This window comes from Pseudomonas sp. W2Jun17 (genome assembly GCF_023127795.1).
GTDB lineage: Bacteria > Pseudomonadota > Gammaproteobacteria > Pseudomonadales > Pseudomonadaceae > Aquipseudomonas > Aquipseudomonas synxantha_A.
Window position 1 is genome coordinate 34,971 of record NZ_SPKO01000027.1, and the last position, 23,597, is coordinate 58,567.

12 protein-coding genes and 1 pseudogene are annotated in these 23,597 nt (G+C 62.4%); 4 read left to right on the forward strand and 9 right to left on the reverse strand.

The features are described from left to right. The first annotated feature begins 44 nt into the window (after positions 1-44). Together E4O98_RS16800 and E4O98_RS16805 are read left to right on the forward strand one after the other, a co-directional pair. Positions 45-404 carry a type II toxin-antitoxin system prevent-host-death family antitoxin gene (locus tag E4O98_RS16800; RefSeq protein ID WP_248135744.1) on the forward strand — a complete coding sequence of 120 codons (360 nt, stop codon included), beginning with the start codon at positions 45-47 and terminating at the stop codon, positions 402-404. Continuing rightward, positions 401-499, forward strand: a pseudogene (locus tag E4O98_RS16805) (PIN domain nuclease); the annotation flags it as partial. The gene E4O98_RS16800 and the pseudogene E4O98_RS16805, both read left to right, overlap by 4 nt. Positions 500-546: 47 nt before the next feature. Here the strand turns inward: E4O98_RS16805 and E4O98_RS16810 are convergent. The 3 genes from E4O98_RS16810 to E4O98_RS16820 all read right to left on the reverse strand — a co-directional run bounded on the left by E4O98_RS16810 (position 547) and on the right by E4O98_RS16820 (position 15,115). Beyond that, on the reverse strand, positions 547-1,869 hold the full coding sequence (locus tag E4O98_RS16810) for an Nramp family divalent metal transporter (protein WP_248135745.1): 1,323 nt from the start codon (positions 1,867-1,869) through the stop codon (positions 547-549). Between the two features lie 41 nt (positions 1,870-1,910). Then, entirely contained in the window at positions 1,911-3,464 is a 1,554-nt protein-coding gene (locus E4O98_RS16815; RefSeq protein WP_248135746.1) for a DUF726 domain-containing protein, read from the reverse strand. Positions 3,465-3,724: 260 nt separating this feature from the next. Next, positions 3,725-15,115 carry an autotransporter-associated beta strand repeat-containing protein gene (locus tag E4O98_RS16820; RefSeq protein ID WP_248135747.1) on the reverse strand — a complete coding sequence of 3,797 codons (11,391 nt, stop codon included), beginning with the start codon at positions 15,113-15,115 and terminating at the stop codon, positions 3,725-3,727. A 321-nt stretch (positions 15,116-15,436) separates the two neighbouring features. Here E4O98_RS16820 and E4O98_RS16825 point away from each other — a divergent pair, with 321 nt between their 5' ends. Next, positions 15,437-17,245, forward strand: coding sequence for a monovalent cation:proton antiporter-2 (CPA2) family protein (locus E4O98_RS16825; protein ID WP_248135748.1), 1,809 nt, complete (start codon positions 15,437-15,439; stop codon positions 17,243-17,245). Between the two features lie 72 nt (positions 17,246-17,317). After that, positions 17,318-17,872: a hypothetical protein gene (locus tag E4O98_RS16830; RefSeq protein WP_032876365.1), complete on the forward strand. Its 555-nt coding sequence runs from the start codon at positions 17,318-17,320 to the stop codon at positions 17,870-17,872. 28 nt (positions 17,873-17,900) lie between these two features. On the opposite strand, the gene E4O98_RS16835 is transcribed toward E4O98_RS16830, so the two are convergent. From E4O98_RS16835 to E4O98_RS16860, 6 genes are all read right to left on the reverse strand, one after another. Beyond that, on the reverse strand, positions 17,901-18,617 hold the full coding sequence (locus tag E4O98_RS16835) for an alpha/beta fold hydrolase (protein WP_032876368.1): 717 nt from the start codon (positions 18,615-18,617) through the stop codon (positions 17,901-17,903). 10 nt (positions 18,618-18,627) lie between these two features. Beyond that, positions 18,628-19,383: a precorrin-6A synthase (deacetylating) gene (cobF, locus tag E4O98_RS16840; protein WP_005787570.1), complete on the reverse strand. Its 756-nt coding sequence runs from the start codon at positions 19,381-19,383 to the stop codon at positions 18,628-18,630. Between the two features lie 45 nt (positions 19,384-19,428). Then, complete coding sequence (locus E4O98_RS16845; RefSeq protein WP_032876371.1) at positions 19,429-19,983, reverse strand: histidine phosphatase family protein; 555 nt, start codon at positions 19,981-19,983, stop codon at positions 19,429-19,431. Between the two features lie 87 nt (positions 19,984-20,070). Then, positions 20,071-20,547 carry a YbjN domain-containing protein gene (locus E4O98_RS16850; protein WP_032876374.1) on the reverse strand — a complete coding sequence of 159 codons (477 nt, stop codon included), beginning with the start codon at positions 20,545-20,547 and terminating at the stop codon, positions 20,071-20,073. A gap of 144 nt (positions 20,548-20,691) precedes the next feature. Continuing rightward, positions 20,692-22,032, reverse strand: a complete 1,341-nt coding sequence (locus tag E4O98_RS16855) for an MFS transporter (protein WP_005787565.1) — start codon at positions 22,030-22,032, stop codon at positions 20,692-20,694. 33 nt (positions 22,033-22,065) lie between these two features. Next, positions 22,066-23,595 carry an AMP-binding protein gene (locus E4O98_RS16860; RefSeq protein ID WP_005787563.1) on the reverse strand — a complete coding sequence of 510 codons (1,530 nt, stop codon included), beginning with the start codon at positions 23,593-23,595 and terminating at the stop codon, positions 22,066-22,068. Positions 23,596-23,597: the final 2 nt, after the last annotated feature.

The following is a 23,597-nucleotide window of genomic DNA, read 5'->3' on the forward strand; positions in this document are numbered from 1 at the left end:
ATCGCTGGGGCAGACTTTGGTTTGTTCTTTCTTGGAGATATGCCATGGATGTCGTGTATTACAAACCATCACGCGCGGAACGAGCAGCTTTGGCCGGTGGTCGAGCCGTCTTTGATAGCTCACGTAGTCTTGGCTATATTTGGCCAAAACACGGGGAAGACAACATGATTACCGTTCCTCTGGGTGAGGCAAAAAACAACCTGTCCAAATTGGTCGACGATGCCGCCGCCGGTAAAATCATCACCATTGCCAAGCATGGGCGCGCAATGGCACAGCTGGTGCCCGTGGGTAAATCCAACGGACAGCGGATTGGCGCAATGAAGGGAAAGCTGGTCATCCCTGAAGATTTCGACGCGCCACTACCTAGCGATTTACTGGATGCATTCGAGGGCAACCACTCGTGAGACTGTTGCTGGATACCCATATTCTGCTGTGGGCGCTCAACGATGACCCCAGACTATCCGGCAAAGCTCACAAGCTGATTGAAAATGCCGCAGACTCATTGGCAATGTTGGTGTAGGCCTGTATTCCAGCGGCCCTATATCATCAATCCAACAACCACTGCCCAATCAACCACGCATTCGCCCCACTGATCACCGCGAACAGGAACCACGCCAACAGCCGCGTGGGCAATCGATTGACGAAAGGCCCCATCAACAGCTTGTCACCGGTCATGCGAATCAGTGGATACAGCGCGAACGGCAACTGCAGGCTGAGTACCACCTGGCTGAGAATCAGCAGCTTGCCGATAGCATCGTCGCCCATCAGCCATACCCCAAGGAACGCCGGGATCAACGCCAGTCCGCGAGTGATCAGGCGGCGTTGCCAGCAGGGTATGCGCAGGTTCAGGTAGCCCTCCATGATCACTTGCCCGGCAATGGTGCCGGTAAAGGTCGAACTCTGCCCAGACGCCAGCAACGCTATACCGAACAGGATGCTGGCGAAGGCGCCACCTACCAGTGGGTCGAGCAGGTGATAGGCGTCCTGGATTTCCACCACATCGGTATGGCCCGTCTTGTAGAACGCCGCAGCGGCCAGCACCAGGATCGCTGCGTTGACCAACAGTGCCAGAGCCAGGGAACCGATGGTGTCGATACGCGCCAGCTTGACCGCGTCCTGCTTGCTCGCCAGGTCCTTGCCGATCAGGCGCGTCTGCACGATGGAGGTGTGCAGGTAGAGGTTATGGGGCATGACCGTGGCGCCAAGGATGCCGATCGCCAGGTACAACGGCGCCGCGTCGCTGATCGCCGACAGTGAAGGCGTGAAACCGCTGAGCACGTCGGGCCAGTAGGGTTTGATCAGCACCAGTTCGATAAAGAAACACACGCCGATGGTCGCCACCAGCGCCAGCATGATCGCTTCAAGGCGGCGGAAACCGCGGTTTTGCAGGGCCAGGATCAACAGCGTGTCGAAGGCGGTGATGACAATGCCGGTGGTCAGCGACACGCCAAGCAGCAGGTGAAACGCCAGGGCGCAACCGAGCACTTCGGCAAGATCGGTGGCGATGATGGAGATTTCCGCCAGCAGCCACTGGGTACGTGAGGAGCGCTTGCTGTAACGCTCGCGGCACAGCTGCGCCAGGTCCTTGCCAGTGGCGATGCCCAACCGTGAGCACAGGCACTGCACCGCCATCCCCGCAAGGCTGGCCAGCAGCACCACAAATAACAGGCTGTAGCCGTAGCGTGAACCGGCTTCAATGGCGGTCGCCCAATTGCCCGGGTCCATGTAGCCAATGGAGATCAACAAGCCGGGGCCGGCGAACATCAACATGCGTTTGAAAAAGGACGCCTTGGGGTCAACGGCAACAGAGCCGGCCACTTCCGGCGGGCAGAACGGAGCGGTAGCGATTTTCGGCAGGTTGAATTTCACGCGCAATTCCAGACAATACACTAGGCTTGGGCAGCAGCTTATCAGTCGGACGCGACTGTGCGCATCACCGTATCGCGCGGCAAATCAAAGGCCTCTACCACTTGCACCACCAAGTCCAGCTCCTGGTTCAGCGCCTCGCGCTCCATGCGCTGACGAATCACACCGACCACCAATACCGCCAAGGTGGTGATCGAATACGCCGGGCCGGAAAACGCTCGCACGCCGCTGACCAGCAACATCGCCACAGCAAGCGCCTGGCCCACCACCGGAATCGCCGTGGCTGCACCCCGACGCAGGATAAACCCGGTCAGCCCGGCCAGCGCGGTACCGCTCAAGGCTGTGGTGGCCGAACGACCCACGTCGAAGCGGGTGAACAACCCCTGTTCTTTTTGCGCGGCGGCCTTGAGTTCGGCGTCGAACGCCTGACGGTCGGTGCGGCTGAGTTTGTCCTTGTACTGCTCGATCAGTTTTTCAGCGACCTGCGCTTCGATATCCGCCAGCGCCACGCTTTGAAGTGGCTCGTCGAACTTGATGCCCAGGCGTTGCGCCACCTCCTCGGCAATCTGGCGATAGCTCACCCCGTGACCACGGGCCAGGTTCATGAAGCTGTCACCGCCCATGCGCTGCAACTCGATGGCCAGTTTCAGCGGTTCACGCACACTGGCGTCGATCGAGGCACTGCGCTTTTGCGCCATCAGCTCGGCGAGGAACTTCAGCTCTTCAGGACGCGCCTGCACCAGCGCCGGGAACAGTTCGGCATCTTCTTCGGCAAAGCGCACTTCGCTGCTGCGCAGGTCAGCGCGGATCAGACCACGGCGCTCCTGCAGCAAGTCGGTGTACTGCACCACCGTCTTCAATTGCGGCCAATAAGCGGCATGATCGAAGCTGGCCAGATGCACATTGGTGACCTTGGTCTTGAGTGCAGGCGTAACGTCAATCGCATAACGGCCGATGCAGCGCTCGCTATCCGGCTTCAAGGCCAGCGCCCAGTCCTTGCTGGAATGGCAGTTGATCAGCCGGCCCTTGAGCGGCGCCGACACGTCATCCCAAGGGCTTGACGTACAGATCGCCCCGCCCATCAGCAACAGGTTATTCAACGGCAGCTCGCGGGCGATATCGGGGCTGGCCAACAGACTCTTGACCAGAATACGTGCGCCCAGGGAATGACCGATCAGGTTGATGCGCCGCACCGGCAGCGCCTCGTCGTGCAGGTAGCCGGCCAGTTCAGGCAACAAGGTCCTGGCCACTTCATCGACCCGCGCCTCGACACTTTTGTAATGGTCAAGAAAATAGGCAATCGCCCTACCGACGCCCACCGTCGCTGCGCCCAGGCCACCACCGCCGAGCATCGAAGCGATTACATCCTTGAACGGCGCGAACAGGTTTTCCAGAAAGTGCCCCGCCGGCCAGAACAGCATCAGGTTGGTCGAGCCTTCGATACCCGCCAGTTGTGCCTTGAAATTGCCCAGTTGCTGGCGGTTGAAGAAGGCCGAATAACCGTGAACATAGAGATTGAGCACATCCCCCTGGGGCTCGCCACATAGAACGAATGTGGGCTTGCGGGTGCGGTGCATTTCATCCCACTGGTGTTGCATGGGCCGGTGACTCCTGTTGGCAAGGGATGGCGATAGTAACAAACAGTGCCCGCAAGGAAGGTGAATCCTGACGGGCGTTAGCCACGTTCAGGACAACGGGAATAACCCGAGTCGAGCACGCCACACCAGCCGCGCTCCGGAAGAAATTGTGTGTACATTCTTCAGCCTGGCGGGTGAGCAATAAACTCTGTGCATTCAGGAACCAGTATTACTTCAAAAAAAAACCGCCCTTTCGGGCGGTTGAAAAAACTCGGCCTTGATCAAAAACCGAGGGAGAAACTCACCGTCACCGCGTGGTCCTTGTCGTTGCGCGAGAGTTGACCCGAATAGCCCAGGCCCAGCTTGCCGTTCTGGCTGATCTGGTAGTCCAGGCCCGCCTCCACCACCGCGCTGTCCTTGGCAATCGGCACGCCCTGGGTGCTGAACGAGCCACCGCCATTGATGAAGCTCAGGTCGGCGTCAGGCTTGGTATCGCCGAAGGCATGGCGCCAGCCGATGCTGCCCCGTGGGGTGATTTTCGAGCCGTTGCCCAAGGTAAGGGTCTGGCCGATGCGTACGCCCAAGGTCGAGTAGGTAATACTCTGGTCGGCATCGCCACGCAGGGCTGCCGAGCCGCCTTTTTCCTTGATCGTATCGCTGTCGTAGTTGACGTAGGCCAGGCCGGCGAACGGTTCCAGGGCCACGCTGGCGGTTTGGATGGTGTAGCCGACTTCACCGAACACCTGGGCACTGCGTGCCTTGTAGTCGGCTTTCAGGCGTTGGCCCTCACCGCCGACCGCCACGTTGCGTTTGCTTTCGATGTCATGCCAGCTGTACGCCACGCCCATGCGTGCGGCGAAGGCTTCCTGCTGGTAGGCGGTGTAGGCCATCAAGTGGTAGCTGTCCACATCGGCGCTAGAGTTGCGGCGCTTGGCATCCAGATCACTGCGGGTGTAGCCGGCGGCCACACCGACGCGCCAGGCGTCGTCCACTTGCTTGTCGGTGCCCAGCAGGAAGCCGCTGAGATTGCGGTCCAGCTTGGCGGTGTTGCTGTCACCGCCCATATGGCCCCAGGTGCCGAGCACGCGCATCCAACCGACCATCTCGCCGTGGCAACCGGCACTGGTCAGACGGTTTTCGCTTGGCGCCAGGGCATTGCGTGGGTCGTCCTCGCGGTAGCAACCGGGTTGGCGCATACGCTCGTTGACCGCGTCACGTACGTAACGCGAATCTTCGAGCATCGCGCTGGCGGTGCTGGCATGAATCTCGCCAGACAAGCTGTCGAAGGCTGCACGCGCTCCTGCCACGTCAGAATTGAGCAACGCGTTCTGCACCGCCACGCCACCGACGGCTGCGCCGCTGCCCAAGGCCGCCGCCACGCCGCGCTGGTTAGCGGTAGCCGCCACACTGGCATAGCTGACGTTGTTGCGGCTGACCGCCAGTGCCACCTGGGTTGGGCTGTAGTTCAACGCGGTAGTCAGGAACGCCAGGTTCTCCAGGTTGGTGGTGGCAAAGGTGCCGTTGACCGCGCCCGCAGTCAGCAGAGTGTAGGTGGTCGCGCCGGCATACGGTGCCAAATTGATCACATTCAAGGTGCCGCCCAGGTTGGCAGTGCCGCCCACGGCCAGGGAGCCGGTGGTGGATGGGGTAATCACCAGGTTCAGCGCGCCCGTGCTGGCGTTGGTGAAGTTGCCGGCCACGGTCAACTTGCCGCCGTCAGGCGTCACTGAGCCGTTGTTGACCAGCGAACCGACACTGCCGTTGCCGGTCAGGCCCGCACCGTTGGCCACGGTGACCTGGCCACCGAGCACCGCACCTGGGTTGGCCGCATTACCCACCTGCAGTACGCCCTCTTGCACCGCTACGGTCCCGCTGAACGGCTGGTTGCCGGTCAGCAACAGCGCACCGGTGCCTTGCTTGACCACCGCACCGGTGCCGCTCAAGGTGCCGTTGAATTGGCCATTACTGCTTTGGGCAAATACCAGACTGGCGTTGTCGAGGATACTGCCTTGCAGGCTGGTGGTATTGCCCACCAGCGTACCGCCACTGACCGTAGTGCCGCCGGTGTAGGTATTGGCGCCGGTCAGCAGCAACGTGCCGGAATCCAACTTGTTGATCCCACCGGTTCCCACCAGCGGTGCATCGATCTGGGCAGTCACGCCGGAGTTGACCCGCACCGCAGCCAGGCTGCCATCCGCCGCATTGGTCGGACTCAAGCTGCCCCCAGCGCCGGCCGTCAGGGTGTAACCGGCGTCAAGGAATTGCAGGCCGGTAAAGCCTTGGTTACCGACAACCGTCACGGTGCCGCCCTGCCCGCCAAATACCGCGAACTGGTTGGTGGACGCCTGCCCTTGGGTACCGGTGGGGTCGGTCCAGTTGGTGCCGGGGCCCCAGGTGCCGCTGCCACCGGTGATGGTGCCGTCGGGGTTGGTGGTGCCGCCGTTCCAGAACTGGATCTGCCCTGGGGCATTTTGCACTACCAGGTTGAGCTGGTTGGCCAGCGCGGTTTGCAGGCTCACGTTGCCCAAGGCGACGGGCAAGGTGCCAAAGGTAAGGCCGTTATCGACCAAGCTGCCGCCATAGCGGAACAGTTGATACACACCCAGACCGAAGCCGCCGGCATCACTGACGTTGAGCGTTCCGTCCAGGGTCAGGTTGCCAGCGACATTCACCGCAGTGCTCGAAGCACCCGGCGCGCCGAGGGCGAAGTCCAGCGTGGTACCCGACGACAAGGCCAGCGAGCCCACCGACAGTGGGGTCGCCGAGCCCGCCTTGAGCACCGAACCGTCCGCCATGCTCACCGCACCGCCCAAGGTGCCGCTGCCACCCAGGGTCGCGCCGCCGGCAACTTGCACCGCAGCGCTGTTCAAGGTGCCGTTGACCAACAGGCTGCCGGTGTTGACGTTGGTAGTGCCGGTAAAGGTGTTGTTACCGGTCAGCAGCAACGCGCCGGTGCCGGTTTTGTTCAGTACGCCAGTGCCGGTGAGGTTGCCGGTGTAGGTGCCGTCGGTGGCTTGCTCAAAGGTCAATGCCGCATTGTTGGCGATGGCGCCTTGCAGGCTGTTGGTGTTGCCGGTGGTGGTACCACCGTTGAGCGTGGTGCCGCCGCCGTAGGTGTTGGCACCCGCCAGCAGCAAGGCGCCGCTGCCGTTTTTCACCAGGCTGCCTGTGCCGCTGACGACGCCGTTGAGGGCCAGGTCATGGCTACCGGCCAGGGTCAGCGGGCCGCCCAGATTGACGGCATTGGCCAGTTGCAAGTCAGTGCCACCATCCAGTTGCGCAGCGCCGCCGACAGTCAGGGCACCGCTGCCCAGTGCGGCGTTGTTGCCCAGCACCAGTTGACCGGCGTTGAGGCCAGTGCCGCCGCTGTAGCTGTTGGTGCCATTGAGGGTCAAGGTTGCAGCGCCGTTTTTCACCAGGCTGCCGCTGCCGCTGATGCCACCATTGAGGGTCAGCGCATTGCTGCCGCCAATCGCCAGGGCGCCGTTGAGTACCGCTGCATTTGCCAGGCTCACTGCCGCGTTGCTGTCCAGGGTGGTGCCCGCCGCGGCAGTCAGTACGCCGGTGCCCAGGGCACTGTTGTTGCCGACCACCAGGGTGCCGCCATTGAGCGCAGTGCCGCCGGTGTAGCCATTGGCGCCGTTGAGCACCAGGGTGCCGCTGTCGAGCTTAGCCAGGGTACCGGCACCATTGAGCGTGACGCCCAGGGTCGCGGTCACGTTCGGATCGACGCGCACCGCGGTATTGCCGGTGCCGCCATTGACCAGGTTAAGCACACCCGCCGTGCCGGAGGCCAGGTTATAGCCATCGGTGACAAACTGCATGCCGGTGATGTTTTGCGTGCCGTCCACCGTCACATTGCCGGCTGCGCCCTGGAACACTGCGAAACTATTGGTCCAGCCTTGGTTGAGCGTGCCGTCGACATTGGTCCAGTTGGTATTACCGGCGCCCCAGGTACCGTTACCACCGTCGATGGCAGCGTTGCCGATCAGGTTATTGCCATCCCAGAACTGCACAGTAGTGTTAGGTGCAGTCACCAGCAGGTTGACCTTGTTGCTGATGGCGGTCTGCACTTGCAGATCGCCCGGCACCACGCTGCCCGGCAGTATGCCGAGGGTCAACCCGTTGTCGGTAAGCGCCCCGCCGTAGTTGATGAGGTTATAGACGCCGCTGCCAAAGCCGCCGATATCGGTGACGTTGAGGTTGCCGTCCAGGGTCAGGTCGCCGCCGACATTCAGCAGCCCGGTGCCGCCGCCCACAACTGGGGTGCCTAGACCGACATCCAGATTGGAGTTGCCGCCCAGCACCAGCGAGCCCACCGACAGCGTGCTGCCGGTTTTCAGGCCGATATGGCCGCCGTCGGCGACAGTCACGGCACCACCAAGAGCACCGCTGCCGGTCAGGGTCGCGCCGTTGTTGACCGCCACCGTGGCACTGGCCAGCGAGCCTGTGACATTCAAGGTGCCACCGTTGACGTTGGCGGCGCCGCTGATGCCATTGGTGCCGCTCAGGTTGAGCACACCGCTGCCGTTTTTATCCAGGCCACCGGTGCCGCCCAGCGAACCGCCAAAGGTGTTGTCCAGGTTGCTGCCGCCCACCGCCAGCGTGCTACCGCCCGCCACCTGCACCGTGCCGTTGCCGGCCAGCGTGTTGAGGCTGGCATTGCCGCCCAGGTTGAGGCTGGCGCCGCTGCCGACAGTAACGCCGGAAGTGCTGCCCAGTGCGCCGTTACCCAACGTAGTCACGCTGCCGCCGGCCACAGTCAGCGGGCCGCTGAAGCTGTTATTGCCAGTGAGCAACAGGTCCGCCGCGCCATTTTTGATCAGCGCCGCATTGCCGGCCAGTACCCCGGCCAGGGTCAGGTTATTGCTGCCTGCGACGGTCAGGTCGCCATTAAGATTGACCGCGTTGGCCAGCACCAGCGGCGTGCTGTTGGCCAGGGTCGCCGCCCCGCCGACGGTCAAGGCGCCCGACCCCAGAGCCGTGGCGTTGCCCAAGGTCAATGTACCGGCATTGAGGGTTGTGCCACCGCTGTAGCTGTTGGCGCCGTTGAGCGTCAGGTTGGCGCCGCCGGCCTTGGTCAGGGAACCGCTGCCATCAACTACGCCATCAAGGCTCAGATCATTGCTGCCGCCGACTGTCAGCGCAGCATTCAGGCTGGTGATATTGGCCAGGGCCAGTGCAGCGCTGGTATCCAGGGTCGCGACGCCATTGACTGCCAGGGCACCGCTGCCCAGGGCCGATGCGTTGCCCAGGGTCAACGACCCCGCGTTCAGTTGGGTGCCACCGAGATAGGCATTGGCGCCATTAAGGGTCAGGTTGCCCGCACCGGTTTTGGTCAGGCCGCCGGCACCACTGACCACACCGTTCAAGCTCAGGTCGGCAGTTCCCAGAATGTCCAGGTTACCGGCCAGGTTCAGGGTATTGGCCAAAGCCACCGCGGTGCTGCTGTCGAGGCTGGTACCGGCTGCCGCGTTCAACGCGCCACTGCCCAGTGCGCTATTGGAGCCCAGGATCAAGGCGCCGGCGTTGAGTGCGGTTGGCCCGGCGTAGGTGTTGTTACCACTGAGGGTCAGGTTGGCGATGCCATTTTTGATCAGGCTGCCGGTGCCTGCCACGGTGCCGGCCAGGGTCAAGGCGTTGCTGCCGCCAACAGTCAACGTACCGTTGACGTTCACATTGTTGGCCAGGTTGACCGCAGCGTTGCTGTCCAAAGTGGTGCCATTGGCGGTGGTCAACACGCCACTGCCCAGGGCACTGTCATTGCCGACCACCAGCGTGCCGCCATTGAGCTCGGTGCCACCGGTGTAGCTGTTGGCCCCGTTGAGTACCAGGGTGCCGGTGTCCAGCTTGGCCAGGGTACCGCCGCCATTGAGCGTGACGCCCAGGGTCGCGGTGACGCCAGGGTCGACCCGCACGGCGGTGTTGCCGCCGGTGCCATTGAACAGGGTCAAGGCCCCCGCCGTGCCACCCGCCAGGTTGTAGCCATCCGTGACGAACTGCAACCCAGTGATAGCTTGCGCGCCGTCAACGGTGACGGTGCCCGCTGTGCCCTGGAATACCGCAAAGCTGTTCGGCGCCCAGGTTGTATTGAATGCGCCGTTGACGCCGGTCCAGTTGCCGGTGCCTGCGCTCCAGGTGCCGCTGCCGCCTTCGATGGCACCGTTGCCGGTGACTTGACTGCCGTCCCAGAACTGCACGTTGGTACTGCCGTTGACCAACAGGTTGACCTGGTTGCCGATGGCGGTTTGCAGGTCCAGGTCAGCGGCCGGGATATTCACCGGCAGGCTGCCCAGTTGCAGGCCGTTGTTGGTCAGGCCGCCGGTGTAGTCGATCAGGCGATAGATACCGGTGCCGAAGCCGCCGATGTCACTCACGTTGAGCGTACCGTCCAGGGTCAGGTTGCCGTTGACTTGTACCAGTGCCGTACCGCCGGTGGATGGCGCGCCAAGGCCGGCATCCAGGTTGGAGTTGGCATTGAGCAACAACGAGCCGGTGGTCAGGGTAGCGCCCGAGTTGACCGCCAGGTGGCCGCCATCGGCGATGACCACATTGCCCAGCAAGGTACCGGTACCGCCCAGGGTTGCGCCGCTGCCCACGCTCACATTGGCGCTGGCCAATGAGCCGTTGACGAGCAGGCTGCCACCATTGACCAGCGTATCGCCGGTGAGCGCGCTGAGGCCACCGAGGGTCAGGGCGCCCGTGCCGTCCTTGGCAAAGTTGCCGAGCCCGGCCAATACGCCGTCGAACGTGCTGTCGAGGTTATTACCGCCAACGCTCAACGTGCTGCCCGCCCCGACTGTCGCCAGCCCTGTGCCGGTGAGCGCGCCCAGGCTGGCGGTACCGCCCAGGTTCAGGGAGGTACCGCCCGCCAGATTGACGCCGGCACCGACACCCAATGCCCCATTGCCCACGGTGGTAAGGCTGCCCGATTGCACATCGAACAAGCCGTTGAAGGTGTTGTTGCCAGTCAGGCTCAAATCAGCCGTGCCGGTTTTGATCAGGTCACCACTGCCTGTCAGCACACCTGCGAGAGTCAAGTTGTTATTGAGACCACCCACTGTCAGGCCTGCATTGAGGTTGACCGCGTTGGCCAGCACCAGCGGTGTGCTGTTGGCCAAGGTGGCCGCACCGCCGACCGTCAAGGCGCCGGTACCCAGCGCCGCTGCCGTACCGAGGGTCAAGGTGCCCGCATTGAGGGTGGTACCGCCTTGATAAGTGTTGACGCCGTTGAGCGTCAGGTCGGCGGCGCCGTTCTTGACCAGCTCGCCAGTGCCACTGAGCAGGCCACCCAGGGTCAGGTCATTGCTGCCGGCTACGGTCAGCGCCGCGTTCAGGACGGCGTTGTTACCGATGGTCAAGGCTGCATTGTTATCCAGGGTTGCGGCGCCACCAACGATCAGATTGCCCAGCCCCAGCGCCGCCGCATTGCCCAGGGTCAGCGTCCCGGCGTTCAGTGTGGTACCGCCGAGAAAGGCATTGGCACCCGTCAGGGTAAGGTTGGCAGCGCCATCTTTAGTCAGGCTGCCGGCGCCATTGATCGCCCCCGTCAGGGCCAGGTCGGCGGTGCCGCCGATGCCCAGATTGCCCGCCAGGTTGATTGCATTGTTGACGCTCAGCGCAGTGCTTGCATCCAGGGTTGTACCGCCTGCCGCATTGAGCACGCCAGCGCCCAACGCGCTATTGGCCGCCAGCACCAGACCACCCGCATTCAAGGCCACCGGGCCAAGGAAGGTATTGCTGCCACCCAGGGTCACAGTGGCCGCGCCATTTTTGATCAAGCCGCCCGTGCCGCCAATCACGCCGTTGAGCGCCAACGCGTTGCTGCCCGCCAGGTTCAGGTCGCCGTTGAGGGTGACGTCATTGCCAAGCGCTGCCGCGGTATTGCTGTCCAGCGTGGTGCCCGCCGCAGCGGTCAGGGCGCCAGTGCCCAGCGCGGTGTTACTGCCGACCACCAACGTACCGCCATTGAGCAAGGTGCCACCGGTGTAGCTGTTGGCGCCACCGAGTACCAGTGTGCCGGTATCGAGTTTATTCAGGGCACCTGCCCCGGTGATATCGACGCCAATGGTCGCGGTTGCCAGCGGGTCGACACGCACCGCGAAGTTGCCACTGCCGGTGCTCAATTGCCCCCCGGTGCCACTGACCAGATTGTAGCCATCGGTGACGAATTGCATGCCAGTAAGGGTCTGCGCACCCTCCACGCTGACGGTACCCGCCGCGCCCTGGAACACCGCAAAACCGCCGCCCCAGGTCTGGTTGAGAATGCCGTCGGACGAGGTCCAGTTGGTGCCGCCCGCCGTCCAGGTGCCGCTGCCACCGTCAACACTGCCGTTGGGCACGGTGTTGCTGCCGTCCCAGAAACGGATGTTCGGTGCCGACACCACCAGATTGACCTGGCTGCCCACCGAGGTTTGTACCAACAGGTCACCCAGGCCATAGCCCAACGGCACGCTGTTGACGTTCAATGCGCCGGCCAGGCTGCCGGTGTAGTTGATCAACCGATACACACCGGCACCGAAACCACCGGCATCGCTGACGTTCAGGTTACCGGCCAGGTTCACATTGCCACCGACATTCAGCAACGAAGTCAGCGAAGGTGCACCGAGGGCCACATCCAGATTGCCGCCGGCGCTCATGTTCAAGCTGCCGGCGGATAAGGTCGCGCCGCTACCCAGGGCCAAGTGCCCGCCGTTGTTGATATTCACCGCACCCAACAGCGAACCGCTGCCGGTCAGCGTGCCGCCGCTATTCACGTCAACCACCGCACTGCCCAGGGAACCGGTGAGGTTCAAGGTGCCTGCGTTGATCGCCGTGTTACCACTGATGCCGTTGATCCCGGTGAGGTCCAGCGTGCCGGTGCCGACCTTGATCAAGCCACCCGCGCCACTGAGGCTACCGTCAAAGGTACTGCTGGTGCTCAGGCCGCCTACGGTGAGATTGAAACCACCGCCCACCGCCACGTCGCCCGTGCCGCTGAGGCCGGCCAGGCTGGAATCGACATTCAGGTTCAGCGCCGCACCGGCTGCCACGTTGGCGCCGGAACTGCCCGCCAGGGCATCGGCGCTCAACAGCGTGACGCTGCCAGACAGGATATCCACGACGCCAGTGAAGGTGTTGCTGCCCGACAGCGCCAGATCGGCCAGGCCATTTTTGATCAGCGCACCCGCGCCGCTGATCACGCCGTTCAGCGCCAGGTCGTTATTGCCCGCGAGGCTCAAGTCGGCATTCAGTGCAATGTCGTTGCCGATCCCGAAGGCCGCGCTGTTATCCAGGGTGGCTGCGCCGCCGACCGTCAAGGCGCCGCTGCCCAGCGCGCCCGCTGTGCCCAGGGTCAAGGTACCGGCATTGAGGGTGGCGCCACCGCTGAAGGTGTTGGTGCCGTTGAGGGTCAGATTGGCCAGGCCGTCCTTGATCAGCGGGCCCGCGCCGCTGATCGTATTGCCCAGGGTCAGCGCATTGGTGCCGCCAACGGTCAGCCCGGCATTGAGGACAATTCCATTGCTCAGCGCAACCGCCGCGCTGCTGTCCAGAGTCGCCGCGCCGCCGACAGTCAGGTCGCCAAGGCCTAGCGCCGAGTTGCTGCCGACGGTCAGTGTGCCTGCATTCAAGGTGGTGCCACCCAGGAAGCCATTGGTGCCACTGAGAATCAGGTTGGCCGCGCCGGCTTTGGTCAGGCTACCGGCACCATTGATGCCACCGCTCAGGGTCAGATCGGCGGTGCCGCCGATGCCCAGGTTGCCCGCCAGGTTGACCGCATTGGTCAAGGTGACGGCCGTGCTGGCGTCCAGGGTCGTGCCCGCCGCCGCATTTAATGCTCCGGAACCCAACGCGGTAGCGGAACCTACCACCAGCCCACCGGCATTCAGCGCAGTAATCCCGGTGCGCGTATTGTTGCCGGTCAAGGTCAACAGGCCCGCACCGGTTTTGATCAAGCTGCCGGCGCCGGACATCACCCCGCCCAACGTCAGCGGGTTGGTGCCGGTCAGCGTCAGGTTGGCGCCCAGCGCCACGTTGTTGGTGAGTAACGACGCACCGCCAGCATCAAGGTTCGCGGCACCCGTCACACTCAAGCCACCGCTGCCCAATGCGGTGTTATTGCCCAGCACCAGTGTGCCGGCGCCCAGGCTGGTGGTGCCGCTGTAGCCGCTGTTGACGCCATTGAGAGTCAGGCTGCCCGCACCGCTGTGGGTGATCCCACTGGCGCCGGAAATCGCACCGCCCAAGGTCAGCGCGCCAGCGACGTCGGTGGTCAGGTTGCCGTTCAGGGTCAGCGCATTACCCAGGCTGACAGTACCGGGGGCCTGCAAGGTGGTGGCTGCACTGACCGTCACTGCGCTGCTGCTCAAGGCCAGGTTATTGCCCAGTTGCACCGAACCGCCGGCCAGGTTCGTCGCACCTGTGTAAGTATTGGCGCCGCTGAGGATCAGTTGCCCGGTACCGGCCTTGGTCAAGCCGCCCGCGCCCGAGAGCACGCCGCTGAGGGTCAGCCCGGTCGAGGCACCCTGCACCGTCAAGCCGCCAGTGCCTAGGGTCAGCAAATTGGACAGGGTCAAGCCATTGCCGGTGGCCTCGATGGTCCCGCCGTTGGCGGTCAACACACCAGTGCCGAAGGTGGTGTTGTTATTGAACTGCAAAATGCCGCCATTGAGGGTCGTGCTGCCGCTGACCAAAGGCCCTTGCAGGGTCCAGGTGCCGCTGTTGATGGTCAGGTTGTTGAAGTTGACATAGTTGGCGCTCGACGCTGTGCCAGTCCCCGTGATACCGCCGCCGACACCCGTGGTGTTCTGCAAGATCAAGGTGTTGCTGCCCAGCGCGCCACCATCCACTTGGCCGGTGGGCGCGAATGTCAGGTTCACACCGAGCAGTCCGCCCAGGCTCGCGCCGATGCCGCCGCCGTTCGTTACGCTTGAACCGGTGACAGCGGTGAAGGTGTTGGTGCTACCGGCCCCCATCGACACGCCGCCGGATATAGTCCCAGTGTTGAGGAAAGTGTTACCAGCGGTGGAGCTTTCGAACGCCACGCGCCCGGTCAGGGTACCGTTGTTGGTCATGTTGACTTGCCCGCCGCCTTGCACCGCCACCACTGGGGTGTCGGAAGTGAACAGGGTCAGGCCGAGCAAGGACGAAGAGCCGATGGTGCCGTTGTTGACGATGGTGGTGATGCCGCCTGCACCGTTGGTGGCGTTCAGGGCCATGCCATCGAGCGAGGCCAGGTTGAGCCCGAGCAGCGCACCGGTACCGCGCATGATGCCGGTGGCGGTGTTGGTGATGTTCAACGCGCTGGCTGCCGTGTTGCCGATCACTACGCCACCGCTCAGCACTGAAACCAATCCCAGAAGTGCCGGGTCAATGGTGCCGGAGTTATTCAACGTCGCGTTGTTACCCGTCAGGGTCAACGCTTTGCCGCCCAGCGTCGCATTGAGTTGCGCTCCGGCGCTGACGTTGACCGTCAGGTCGTTGACCGCGCTGCTGAAGGTGTTGAGGAACAATGGCAATGACGGCACGCCCGTACAGGTCACCGTCGCGCCGGCTGCAGGACTTGCCGGGGTACAGGCAGCGAACACATCCGGGCTCGCCAAGCCCATGACCAAACCGGCCACGCCCAGGCGGATAGCAAGAGAAAGCGCAGAAATACGAGGTACAGCGGCAGTCGCAAGTCTTCTATCCACGTTCTACTCCTTGTGGTGCAAGCGTTTCGTCCATGAATGCGTAAAAAGCCCGGGTTTAACCTTCCACACGCATCGAATTCGAAATACCTGACCGTGTTGACTAACAATCCAGTTTGTCGAAACGTTAGTAGAGCCACGGAAAAGTCATTGAATTAAATGGTATTAATACTTTCGTAAAACCCGTGATCGAATGGGGTAACAACCAACATCCATTGACTGTCGCGACAAAAATACAAGTTTCAAAATGTGAAAAAGCGTTCTAATAGCGCCCTATTTCCCTCTGCGGTTAGCCGTTGATTCAAGTAAACAATGGAGTTCGCAATGCCCCATGAAGGCAACCTGTTACAAGCGGCCGTAGTGTTCCTGCTCGCTGCCGTGCTCACCGTGCCCCTGGCCAAGCGCCTGCAACTAGGTGCGGTGCTGGGCTATCTGTTTGCCGGTGTGATCATCGGCCCGTCGGTACTCGGCCTGATCGGCAACCCGCAAAGCGTGGCGCAGTTCTCTGAATTGGGTGTGGTGCTGCTGTTGTTCATCATCGGCCTGGAGCTATCGCCCAAACGCCTGTGGGTGATGCGCAAGGCCGTGTTCGGTGTCGGCCTGGCCCAGGTGCTGCTCACTGGGTTGGTCATGGGCGCGGTGGCGCTGTGGCTGTTTGGCCAGCCATGGAACAGTGCCATCGTGCTGGGCCTGGGCCTGGCGCTGTCCTCCACCGCGTTTGGCCTGCAAAGCCTGGCCGAGCGCAAGGAGCTTAACCAGCCCCACGGGCGTCTGGCTTTCGCCATCCTGCTGTTTCAGGACATCGCGGCCATCCCGCTGATCGCCCTCGTACCCTTGCTGGCCGGTGGCAGTCACCCAACCACCGAAGCCGAGGGCCTGCGCCATGGCATGCAGGTACTGGGCAGCATCGCCGTGGTGATCATCGGCGGGCGCTACCTGTTGCGTCCGGTGTTTCGCATCGTCGCCAAAACCGGCCTGCGCGAAGTATCCACCGCCACCGCGCTGCTGGTGGTGATCGGCACCGCCTGGCTGATGGAGCTGGTGGGCGTGTCCATGGCCCTGGGGGCGTTCCTCGCCGGCCTGCTGCTGGCAGATTCGGAATACCGCCACGAACTGGAATCCCAGATCGAACCCTTCAAGGGCCTGCTGCTGGGGCTGTTCTTTATCAGCGTGGGCATGGGCGCCAACCTCAGCCTGCTGCTCAGTACGCCGCTGGTGGTGATCGGCCTGACCCTGCTGTTGATCGGGTTGAAACTGCCCCTGCTGTACGCCGTTGGCCGCATGGTCGGCGATCTCAATCGCGAAAGCGCCTTGCGCCTCGGCGTGGTACTGGCAGCCGGGGGTGAATTCGCCTTCGTGGTGTTCAAGATCGGCCGCGACCAAGGCCTGTTCGAACCACACCTTTACGATGTGCTGGTGCTGACCATCACCCTGTCCATGGCCTTGACCCCGCTGTTGCTGCTGGTGTGTCCGAAGCTGTTCAAACCCAAGGTCAAGCCGGTGGAAGTGCCGGAGGAATACCGCGCCATCGAAAGCGACGCGCCCCGCGTGGTCATTGCCGGCATGGGGCGCATGGGCCAGATCGTGGCGCGGATCCTGCGGGCGCAGAACATTTCGTTTATCGCCCTCGACACCTCCGTGGAAACCATCGAGCTGACCCGCAGTTTTGGCGGTATGCCGGTGTTCTACGGTGACCCCCAGCGCCCGGAAATTCTCCACGCGGCCAAGGTCGATCAGGCGGAATTCTTCGTCATTGCCATGGACGATCCGGAGATCAACATCAAGACCGCCGCTCTGGTGCGCAGCCTCTACCCGCACATGAAGATCATCGCCCGTGCCCGTAACCGCCAGCACGTACACCGCTTGGTGGACCTGGACGCTTCACCGGTGCGCGAAACCTTCTACTCCAGCCTGGAAATGAGCCGCCGCACCCTGGTCGGCCTTGGCTTGAGCCAGGCTCAGGCCGACGCGCGCATCAACCGCTTCAAGACCCACGACCAGCAAGTGCTCGCCGCGCAACACGCGGTGTACGACGATGCAGCCAAAGTCATGCAAACCGCTCAGGAAGCCCGTACGGAACTGGCGCGCTTGTTTGAGATGGACAGGCTTGAGGAAGAGTCCGACAAGGTGTGACATGGAGAATGAACGAAATTGCGAATTTTCTGACAGAATACGCCGCAATTTCGTTCATCCCTGGAGCGCCACATGGCCACGTTCACCAAGACCGCAGTGCTGCTGGCCCTCGCGCTTACCGCCGGCAGCGTGTTCGCTGCCGCCAAGCCAACCACGCAAAAAATCTCCACCTTGGGTGGCAAGTTCACCTTCAACCTGCCCAAGGCTTACAGCGCTGACACCCTGCCCTCCGGCAAGGCTGAGGACGGCACCGCTGATACCCAGGGCACGCTGTATGCCAACTCGACAACGAAAAGTGTGGTGATCGTCGCCGAAACCGTGCGCAACGATGGGGCAACCATCAAGGATAACGACCCGCAGTTCCTCGATGGTGCCGTGGCCGATTTCGTCAAGGACCAGAGCGCCGCCCTGCCCGACTTCAAGAAGCTGGGCGAGAAGAAACTCACTTACAAGGGCCTGGGCCTGCGCCAGGTTGACAGCAGCGCTACCCAGGGCGGCGGCAAGACCTTGAACTCCACGTTCCTGGGTGGTTCCGGCAACCATCTGCTAGTGATCCAGGCGATTTCCCGGGCCGATGATGTGAAGGGGCATGCGGCATTGGTGAAGCAGATTACGGGCGGCAAGTAACCGCCCCTCCCACATTTTTTACTGCATTTTACTTCAAGCTTTTCTCTAGCCAGGCTTTCAAGTCCTGCACTTCCGCTTCGCTGATCGTGTGATTCATCCCCGGGTATTCATGAAACTCCGGCTTGAGCCCCAACCCCACCAGCACCTTATCTGCCTGCGTGGCCGAGCTGAAGGGCAGCGCCTGGTCCAGAGTGCCATGGCCGATAAAAATCGCCAGTTTGCCCATGGACGCATCAGGCTTCAGCGCAGACCTGAGTACCGGTAACACGCTGCCACTGAGCGCGGCGATACCGCGTACCAACTCGGGTTCACGCAAGGCCACCTCGTAAGACATGATCGCGCCCTGGCTGAACCCCACCAGGAATACCCGATCGCTTTGGGTGTGGTACTTGGCCGTGGCCTTGACCACAAAGTCCTTGATCAGTCGGGCGCTGCTGAACAGTTCATCGGTCTCGCCGTTGTACTCAGGCTCATCAGTCTTGGTAAACCAACGATAACCGTGCGGTTCCACCGGCAGCGGCGCACGCACCGACAGGTAGGTCCAGGTGGATGGCAACGCGTCCTTGATACCAAACAGGTCTTCCTCGTTGCTGCCAAAACCATGCAGGAAGATCACCAGCGGCTGATTGCGCGCATCGCTCTGGGTTTGTTCCAGGTAGGACAACGGCAAGTCGGTGTGCAAGCCGGTATCGGCATGAACGGCGCCGGCCACCAGGGCCAATGCGAGGGCAAGCTGTTTGAGCATCGGATTTACCTCAGGGTTTGCGCAACAAATAGGTGTCCATGATCCAGCCGTTTTCCAGGCGCGCCGCCTTGCGTACCCGTTCGATCTCTTGCGCCACGTGGGCCACTTTACCGCTGATCAGGATTTCGTCAGGCGTGCCCAGGTAGGCGCCCCAGTAAATATCCAGGTCCTGATCCGCCACGCTGCGGTAGGAATCTTCTGCGTCGAGCATCACCACCAGGGTATCGGCATCACTGGCCTGCCCCGCCGCCAGGCGACGTCCCGTGGTGATTTCGACGGACTTGCCGATACGGTTCAACGGCACCTTATGCTGGGCCGCCAGCGCCTGCACGCTGGTGATGCCGGGGATCACCTCGAACTCGAACACGCACCGGCCACTGGCCAGGATCGCCTGCAAAATGCGAATGGTGCTGTCGTACAGCGCAGGATCCCCCCAGGCCAGGAACGCCCCCACTTCACCGTCGGCCATTTCTTCGTTGATCATGCGCTCGAAGGTGTGCTGCTTATCGCGGTTAAGGTCCTGCACGGCGGTGGTGTAGTCGATGTCACCGCGTACGCGCTCAGGGCAATCGGCCTCGACAAAACGGTAGCCGGGCTCGGTGATGTAGGTCTGGCAGATCTCACGGCGCAGGTCGATCAGCTTGTCCTTGCTCTGGCCCTTGTCCATCAGGAAGAACACGTCGGTACGGTTCAGCGCCTTCACGGCCTGCATCGTGATGTAGTCAGGGTTGCCGGCGCCAATGCCGATGATCAGGATGCGTTTCATGGGGTGCTCTCAGTGCGGGGCGTTGATTTTGCCATGATCTGCACGTCAGGCGTGAGTTTCCAGGCGCAGGCGCCACACGCCATTGAAGCGCAACTCAGTGGCCGACAGGGGCTCGACGTCGATCCGATAGAACATCGAGACCGGGAACTGCATGACGGAGAGCATCGCGGCGCGAATCACGAACGGGTGGGTCACGGCGACTGTATGGCCAGGGTGGGTTTCGAGAGATTCGAGCCATTGGCCCACACGCGCACAGAGCTGATCCACCGACTCGCCGCCATGGGGTGCGCGGGTGCTGTCGGCGCTCCAGGCCTTTAATTCCTGGCTATCGAGTTGGCTGATGTCCTGGCCTTTCCATAAACCGAGATCAACATCGCGCAACGCCACTTCAACCTCGGCGTGGGCGCCGAACAAGCCGGCTGTCTGGCGGGCCCTGGCTTCGGGGCCGCAGAGCAGGCGTGGCTGTTTTTTGTAGCGTCCGGCCAGGGAGCAAGCAGCACTTTGCCAGTCCATCGAGACGGACTCATCGTCGGGAAAACGCCCATGTTTTTGCAGGGGCGTGATGGCGTGGCAGATCAGGGTCAAACGGGTGGCGAGCATCGCACTTCACTCTGTTTTCGGTATGTTACTGCACCCCCAGTGTGAACGATGTACCTGTGGGAGGGGCTTGCCCCCTCCCACATTTAATCAGGCGGATGCACTCTCACTGAGCGGAGCGGCTGCGGCCTGAGCCTGCAACTGCGCGGCTTGCTGGCTGTATTCGCGCAGGTAGACGATAAATTCCTGCAACAGGCGGTCCCAAAGTTCCAACTGGCTACGCAGATGCGAAGCGCCGACACCGGCCACCACCACGTCCATCTCCATCAACAGAAACTCACCCTGCACCGACAACCGCGCAAAGCGCCGCGAGGCATTCCACACCTGAGCCAGGCCCTCGGGCAATTCACCCTGCACCCGCAGGGCGCAGCTGTAGGTAAAGTCCACATAACTGCCCTGCTCGGCCGCCGGATTGCCAAAGCGCACGGCAAAACCGATGCCCTGACTGGCGCTGAGCAATTGCACAACGCCGTTCTGCTCAGACTGGTTGACCCGATACCCGGCTTCCTGCAACAGCTCGGTGAGGCTTTGAATGGATACGCTGGTGATCAGTTGAACATCGCTCATAGTGGTCTCTTCCTTGTTGATCATTGATTAAGGCGGTGTGCGAGCATCGAACCGATTAAGGTATAGCTCATCGCCAAAACCTTGGGTCAATTCATTGGAAATGACCCATTCTCATCACAACAACGGCTGACCACCTTTTTTCGATCATGCTGCATCAGTCAGATAAGCGTCGGCTATGAGACCGTCTTCGGGAGCAAGCCCCCTCCCACACGCGACAAAATCCTCCTTGCGCAACACCACCAATGCCACCAGCGACACCACCCCGGTGGCCACGTAGAAGTACCACGGCGAAGTAATGTCCCCGGTCACCTTGATCAACCAGGTGGAAATCAACGGCGCACTGCCGCCAAACACCGCCACCGGCACGTTGTATGCCACTGCAATGCCGGTGGAGCGAATCCGCGTCGGCAACAGCTCACTCATCAACGCGTAGGTCGACGACGCATACAGCCCGAACAGAATCGCCACCGCCATCAACGGTGCGAAGAACGACGCCGGGGTCGCGGTGGGTGCCGACTTGAACAGCCAGAACATCGCCAGGGTCGCCAGCGTGCCGATCACCATCAGGAACGGCTTGCGCCCGTATTTATCGGTAAATGCCCCGCCAAACGGCATAACGAAGGCGGCCGAGAAACTGGCAACGAACACGTAGAGCAAGGTGGTGCCGCTGTCGAACTTGAGGATCTTGGCCATGTAGGTCGAGGCGAAGGTCAGCACCAGGTAGAAGATCGAGCTGTGCAAGGTGATGATAAAGAACACCAGGGCAATCGCGCGCTTCCACTGCCAGACCTCCCGCAGCGGCGCCCGCGAGGTTTGCCCGGCGCGTTGCAGGGCTAAAAACTCGGGGCTGTCTTCAAGCTTGAGGCGGATGTACATGGAGATAAAGCCCAGGGGCGCAGCGATCAGGAACGGTACGCGCCAGGCCCATTCCTGCATGACCTCGGCGCCCAGCACCCAGGTCATGCCATTGGCCACGGCGCCGCCCAGCAACAGGCCGAGCACAGCGGTGACCATCAACCAGCAGGTGGCGAAGCCGCGGCGACCGGGCCCTGCGTATTCGGAGATAAAGCTGGTGACCGTGCCGATTTCGCCGCCCGCCGAGAAGCCCTGCACGCAGCGCACCAGGATCAGCAGGATCGGCGCGGCGATGCCCAGGCTGGCGTAGGTCGGCAACAACCCCAGCATCACCGTGGAACCGGTCATCATCACCAGCGCCATGATCAGGGTTTTGCGCCGGCCGATCTTGTCTGCCAGCGGGCCGAAGAACAGCCCACCCAGAGGGCGGATAAAGAAGCTCAGGGCAAACGCGGCGAAGCTGGCCAGCAGGCTGGTGGTGGGGTCATCGGAGACGAAGAACGCCTGGCCGATATAGACCGCGAGAAACCCATAGACGCCGTAGTCGTACCACTCGATCAAGTGGCCCGAGGTGGCGCCCAGAAACGCTCGGCGGCGCTTGCGGACAGTGTCTTGTGCGGGATTGCCCATCGTGGGGACTCCTTGTCTGATTATCGATCCATGTCAAAGCGCGGCGATACTCGCTGCTTTCAACCACTGCCGCAAGTCGGTCTTGAGAATCTTGCCGTAGCTGTTCTTGGGCAAGTCGCTGCGCCACACATATTTTTTCGGTTTCTTGAACGAGGCCATGCGCGCCAGGAACCAGGCGGTGAGTTCACCCTCATCCAGGGGCTGGCCGCTGCGCGTCACCACAAACGCCACCACCGACTCGCCCCACTGAGCGTCCGGCTCGCCCACCACGCACACTTCAAACACCTGCGGATGCTGGGCCAGCACCTCCTCGACTTCACGCGGGTAGACGTTGCTGCCGCCGCTGATGATCACGTCCTTGGAGCGATCCGTCAGGGTCAGATAGCCGGCTGCGTCTAGATAGCCGATATCACCGGTCAGCAGCCAGCCGTCCACCAAGGTTTGGCCAGTGGCTTGCGGGTTGCGCCAGTAGCCTTGCATCACGGTGGCGCCACGCACCGCGATTTCGCCGCGCTCACCGGTGGGCAAAGGCTGGTGTGCAGTATCGAGAATACGGATTTCCACACAGGACTGCGCGTGGCCCACCGAAGCGGCCAGGCTGGCCCAGTCGGGGCGTTGGCGATCGGCAATCACTGCACGGGGCAACACGCTGATAGTCATCGGGCTCTCGCCCTGACCGTAGATCTGCACCAGGCGCGGCCCGAAGGTGTCGGCGGCTTCACGCAGATCGGCCAGGTACATCGGGCCGCCGCCATACACGATGGTCTTGATGCCAGCGCCGTGATAATCCTGGCGCCGTGCCTGCTCGACCATGCGCTTGACCATGGTCGGCGCGGCAAACAGCGACACATTGCCCACCTGCTCGGCCAGCCCGAACAGCTCGGCGGCGTCGAAGCCATGGGAGGCCGGCACCACGTGGCGTGCACCGCAACGCACATGGATAAAGTTATACAGGCCAGCACCGTGGGACATCGGCGCGGCATACACCGCGGCATCGTCGGCGCTGACCGCATCGACATCTGTGGCGTAGCACAGCGACATGGCGACCAGGTTGCCGTGGGACAGCATCACACCCTTGGAGCGCCCTGTCGTGCCGGAGGTATAGAACAGCCAGGCGAGGTCCTGGTCGTGGCGTGGCACCGGTTGTTCCAGGGTCGGCCAGCCAGTGTTGGGAGGTAAGAGGTGGCCGTCCAGCTCCTTGCAGCGCGGGGGCAAATCCCGTGATGAGAACACCCGGCCGCCATCGGTAAAGATCAAGCGTGCCTCGGCATTATCGGCAATCCACGCCGCTTCGCTGGGGTGCAGTTTGGCATTGATCGGCACTGCCACGGCGCCCATCCACCAGATGGCATAGAGCAATTCCAGATAGTCGCAGCTGTTTTTCATCAGCAGCGCCACCGCGTCCCCCGGCACCAGGCCGTGCTGGTCCACCAGGTGCGCGGCGCGTTGGCGCACGTGGGCGGCGAAGGTGGCGTAGTCGGCCACTTGGGTGGTGCCGTTGAACAGCGCCGGGCGTTGCGGGGCCCGACGCTGGGTGTCGTGCAGCCAGTTGGCAATGTTCATGG

What these genes read in the sequence shown, in the direction of transcription:
- E4O98_RS16800 (WP_248135744.1), top strand. Translation starts at nt 45, where the DNA reads ATGGATGTCGTGTATTACAAACCATCACGCGCGGAACGAGCAGCTTTG.
- E4O98_RS16815 (WP_248135746.1), bottom strand. Translation starts at nt 3,464, where the DNA reads ATGCAACACCAGTGGGATGAAATGCACCGCACCCGCAAGCCCACATTC.
- E4O98_RS16825 (WP_248135748.1), top strand. Translation starts at nt 15,437, where the DNA reads ATGCCCCATGAAGGCAACCTGTTACAAGCGGCCGTAGTGTTCCTGCTC.
- E4O98_RS16830 (WP_032876365.1), top strand. Translation starts at nt 17,318, where the DNA reads ATGGCCACGTTCACCAAGACCGCAGTGCTGCTGGCCCTCGCGCTTACC.
- E4O98_RS16835 (WP_032876368.1), bottom strand. Translation starts at nt 18,617, where the DNA reads ATGCTCAAACAGCTTGCCCTCGCATTGGCCCTGGTGGCCGGCGCCGTT.
- cobF (WP_005787570.1), bottom strand. Translation starts at nt 19,383, where the DNA reads ATGAAACGCATCCTGATCATCGGCATTGGCGCCGGCAACCCTGACTAC.
- E4O98_RS16845 (WP_032876371.1), bottom strand. Translation starts at nt 19,983, where the DNA reads ATGCTCGCCACCCGTTTGACCCTGATCTGCCACGCCATCACGCCCCTG.
- E4O98_RS16850 (WP_032876374.1), bottom strand. Translation starts at nt 20,547, where the DNA reads ATGAGCGATGTTCAACTGATCACCAGCGTATCCATTCAAAGCCTCACC.
- E4O98_RS16855 (WP_005787565.1), bottom strand. Translation starts at nt 22,032, where the DNA reads ATGGGCAATCCCGCACAAGACACTGTCCGCAAGCGCCGCCGAGCGTTT.
- E4O98_RS16860 (WP_005787563.1), bottom strand. Translation starts at nt 23,595, where the DNA reads ATGAACATTGCCAACTGGCTGCACGACACCCAGCGTCGGGCCCCGCAA.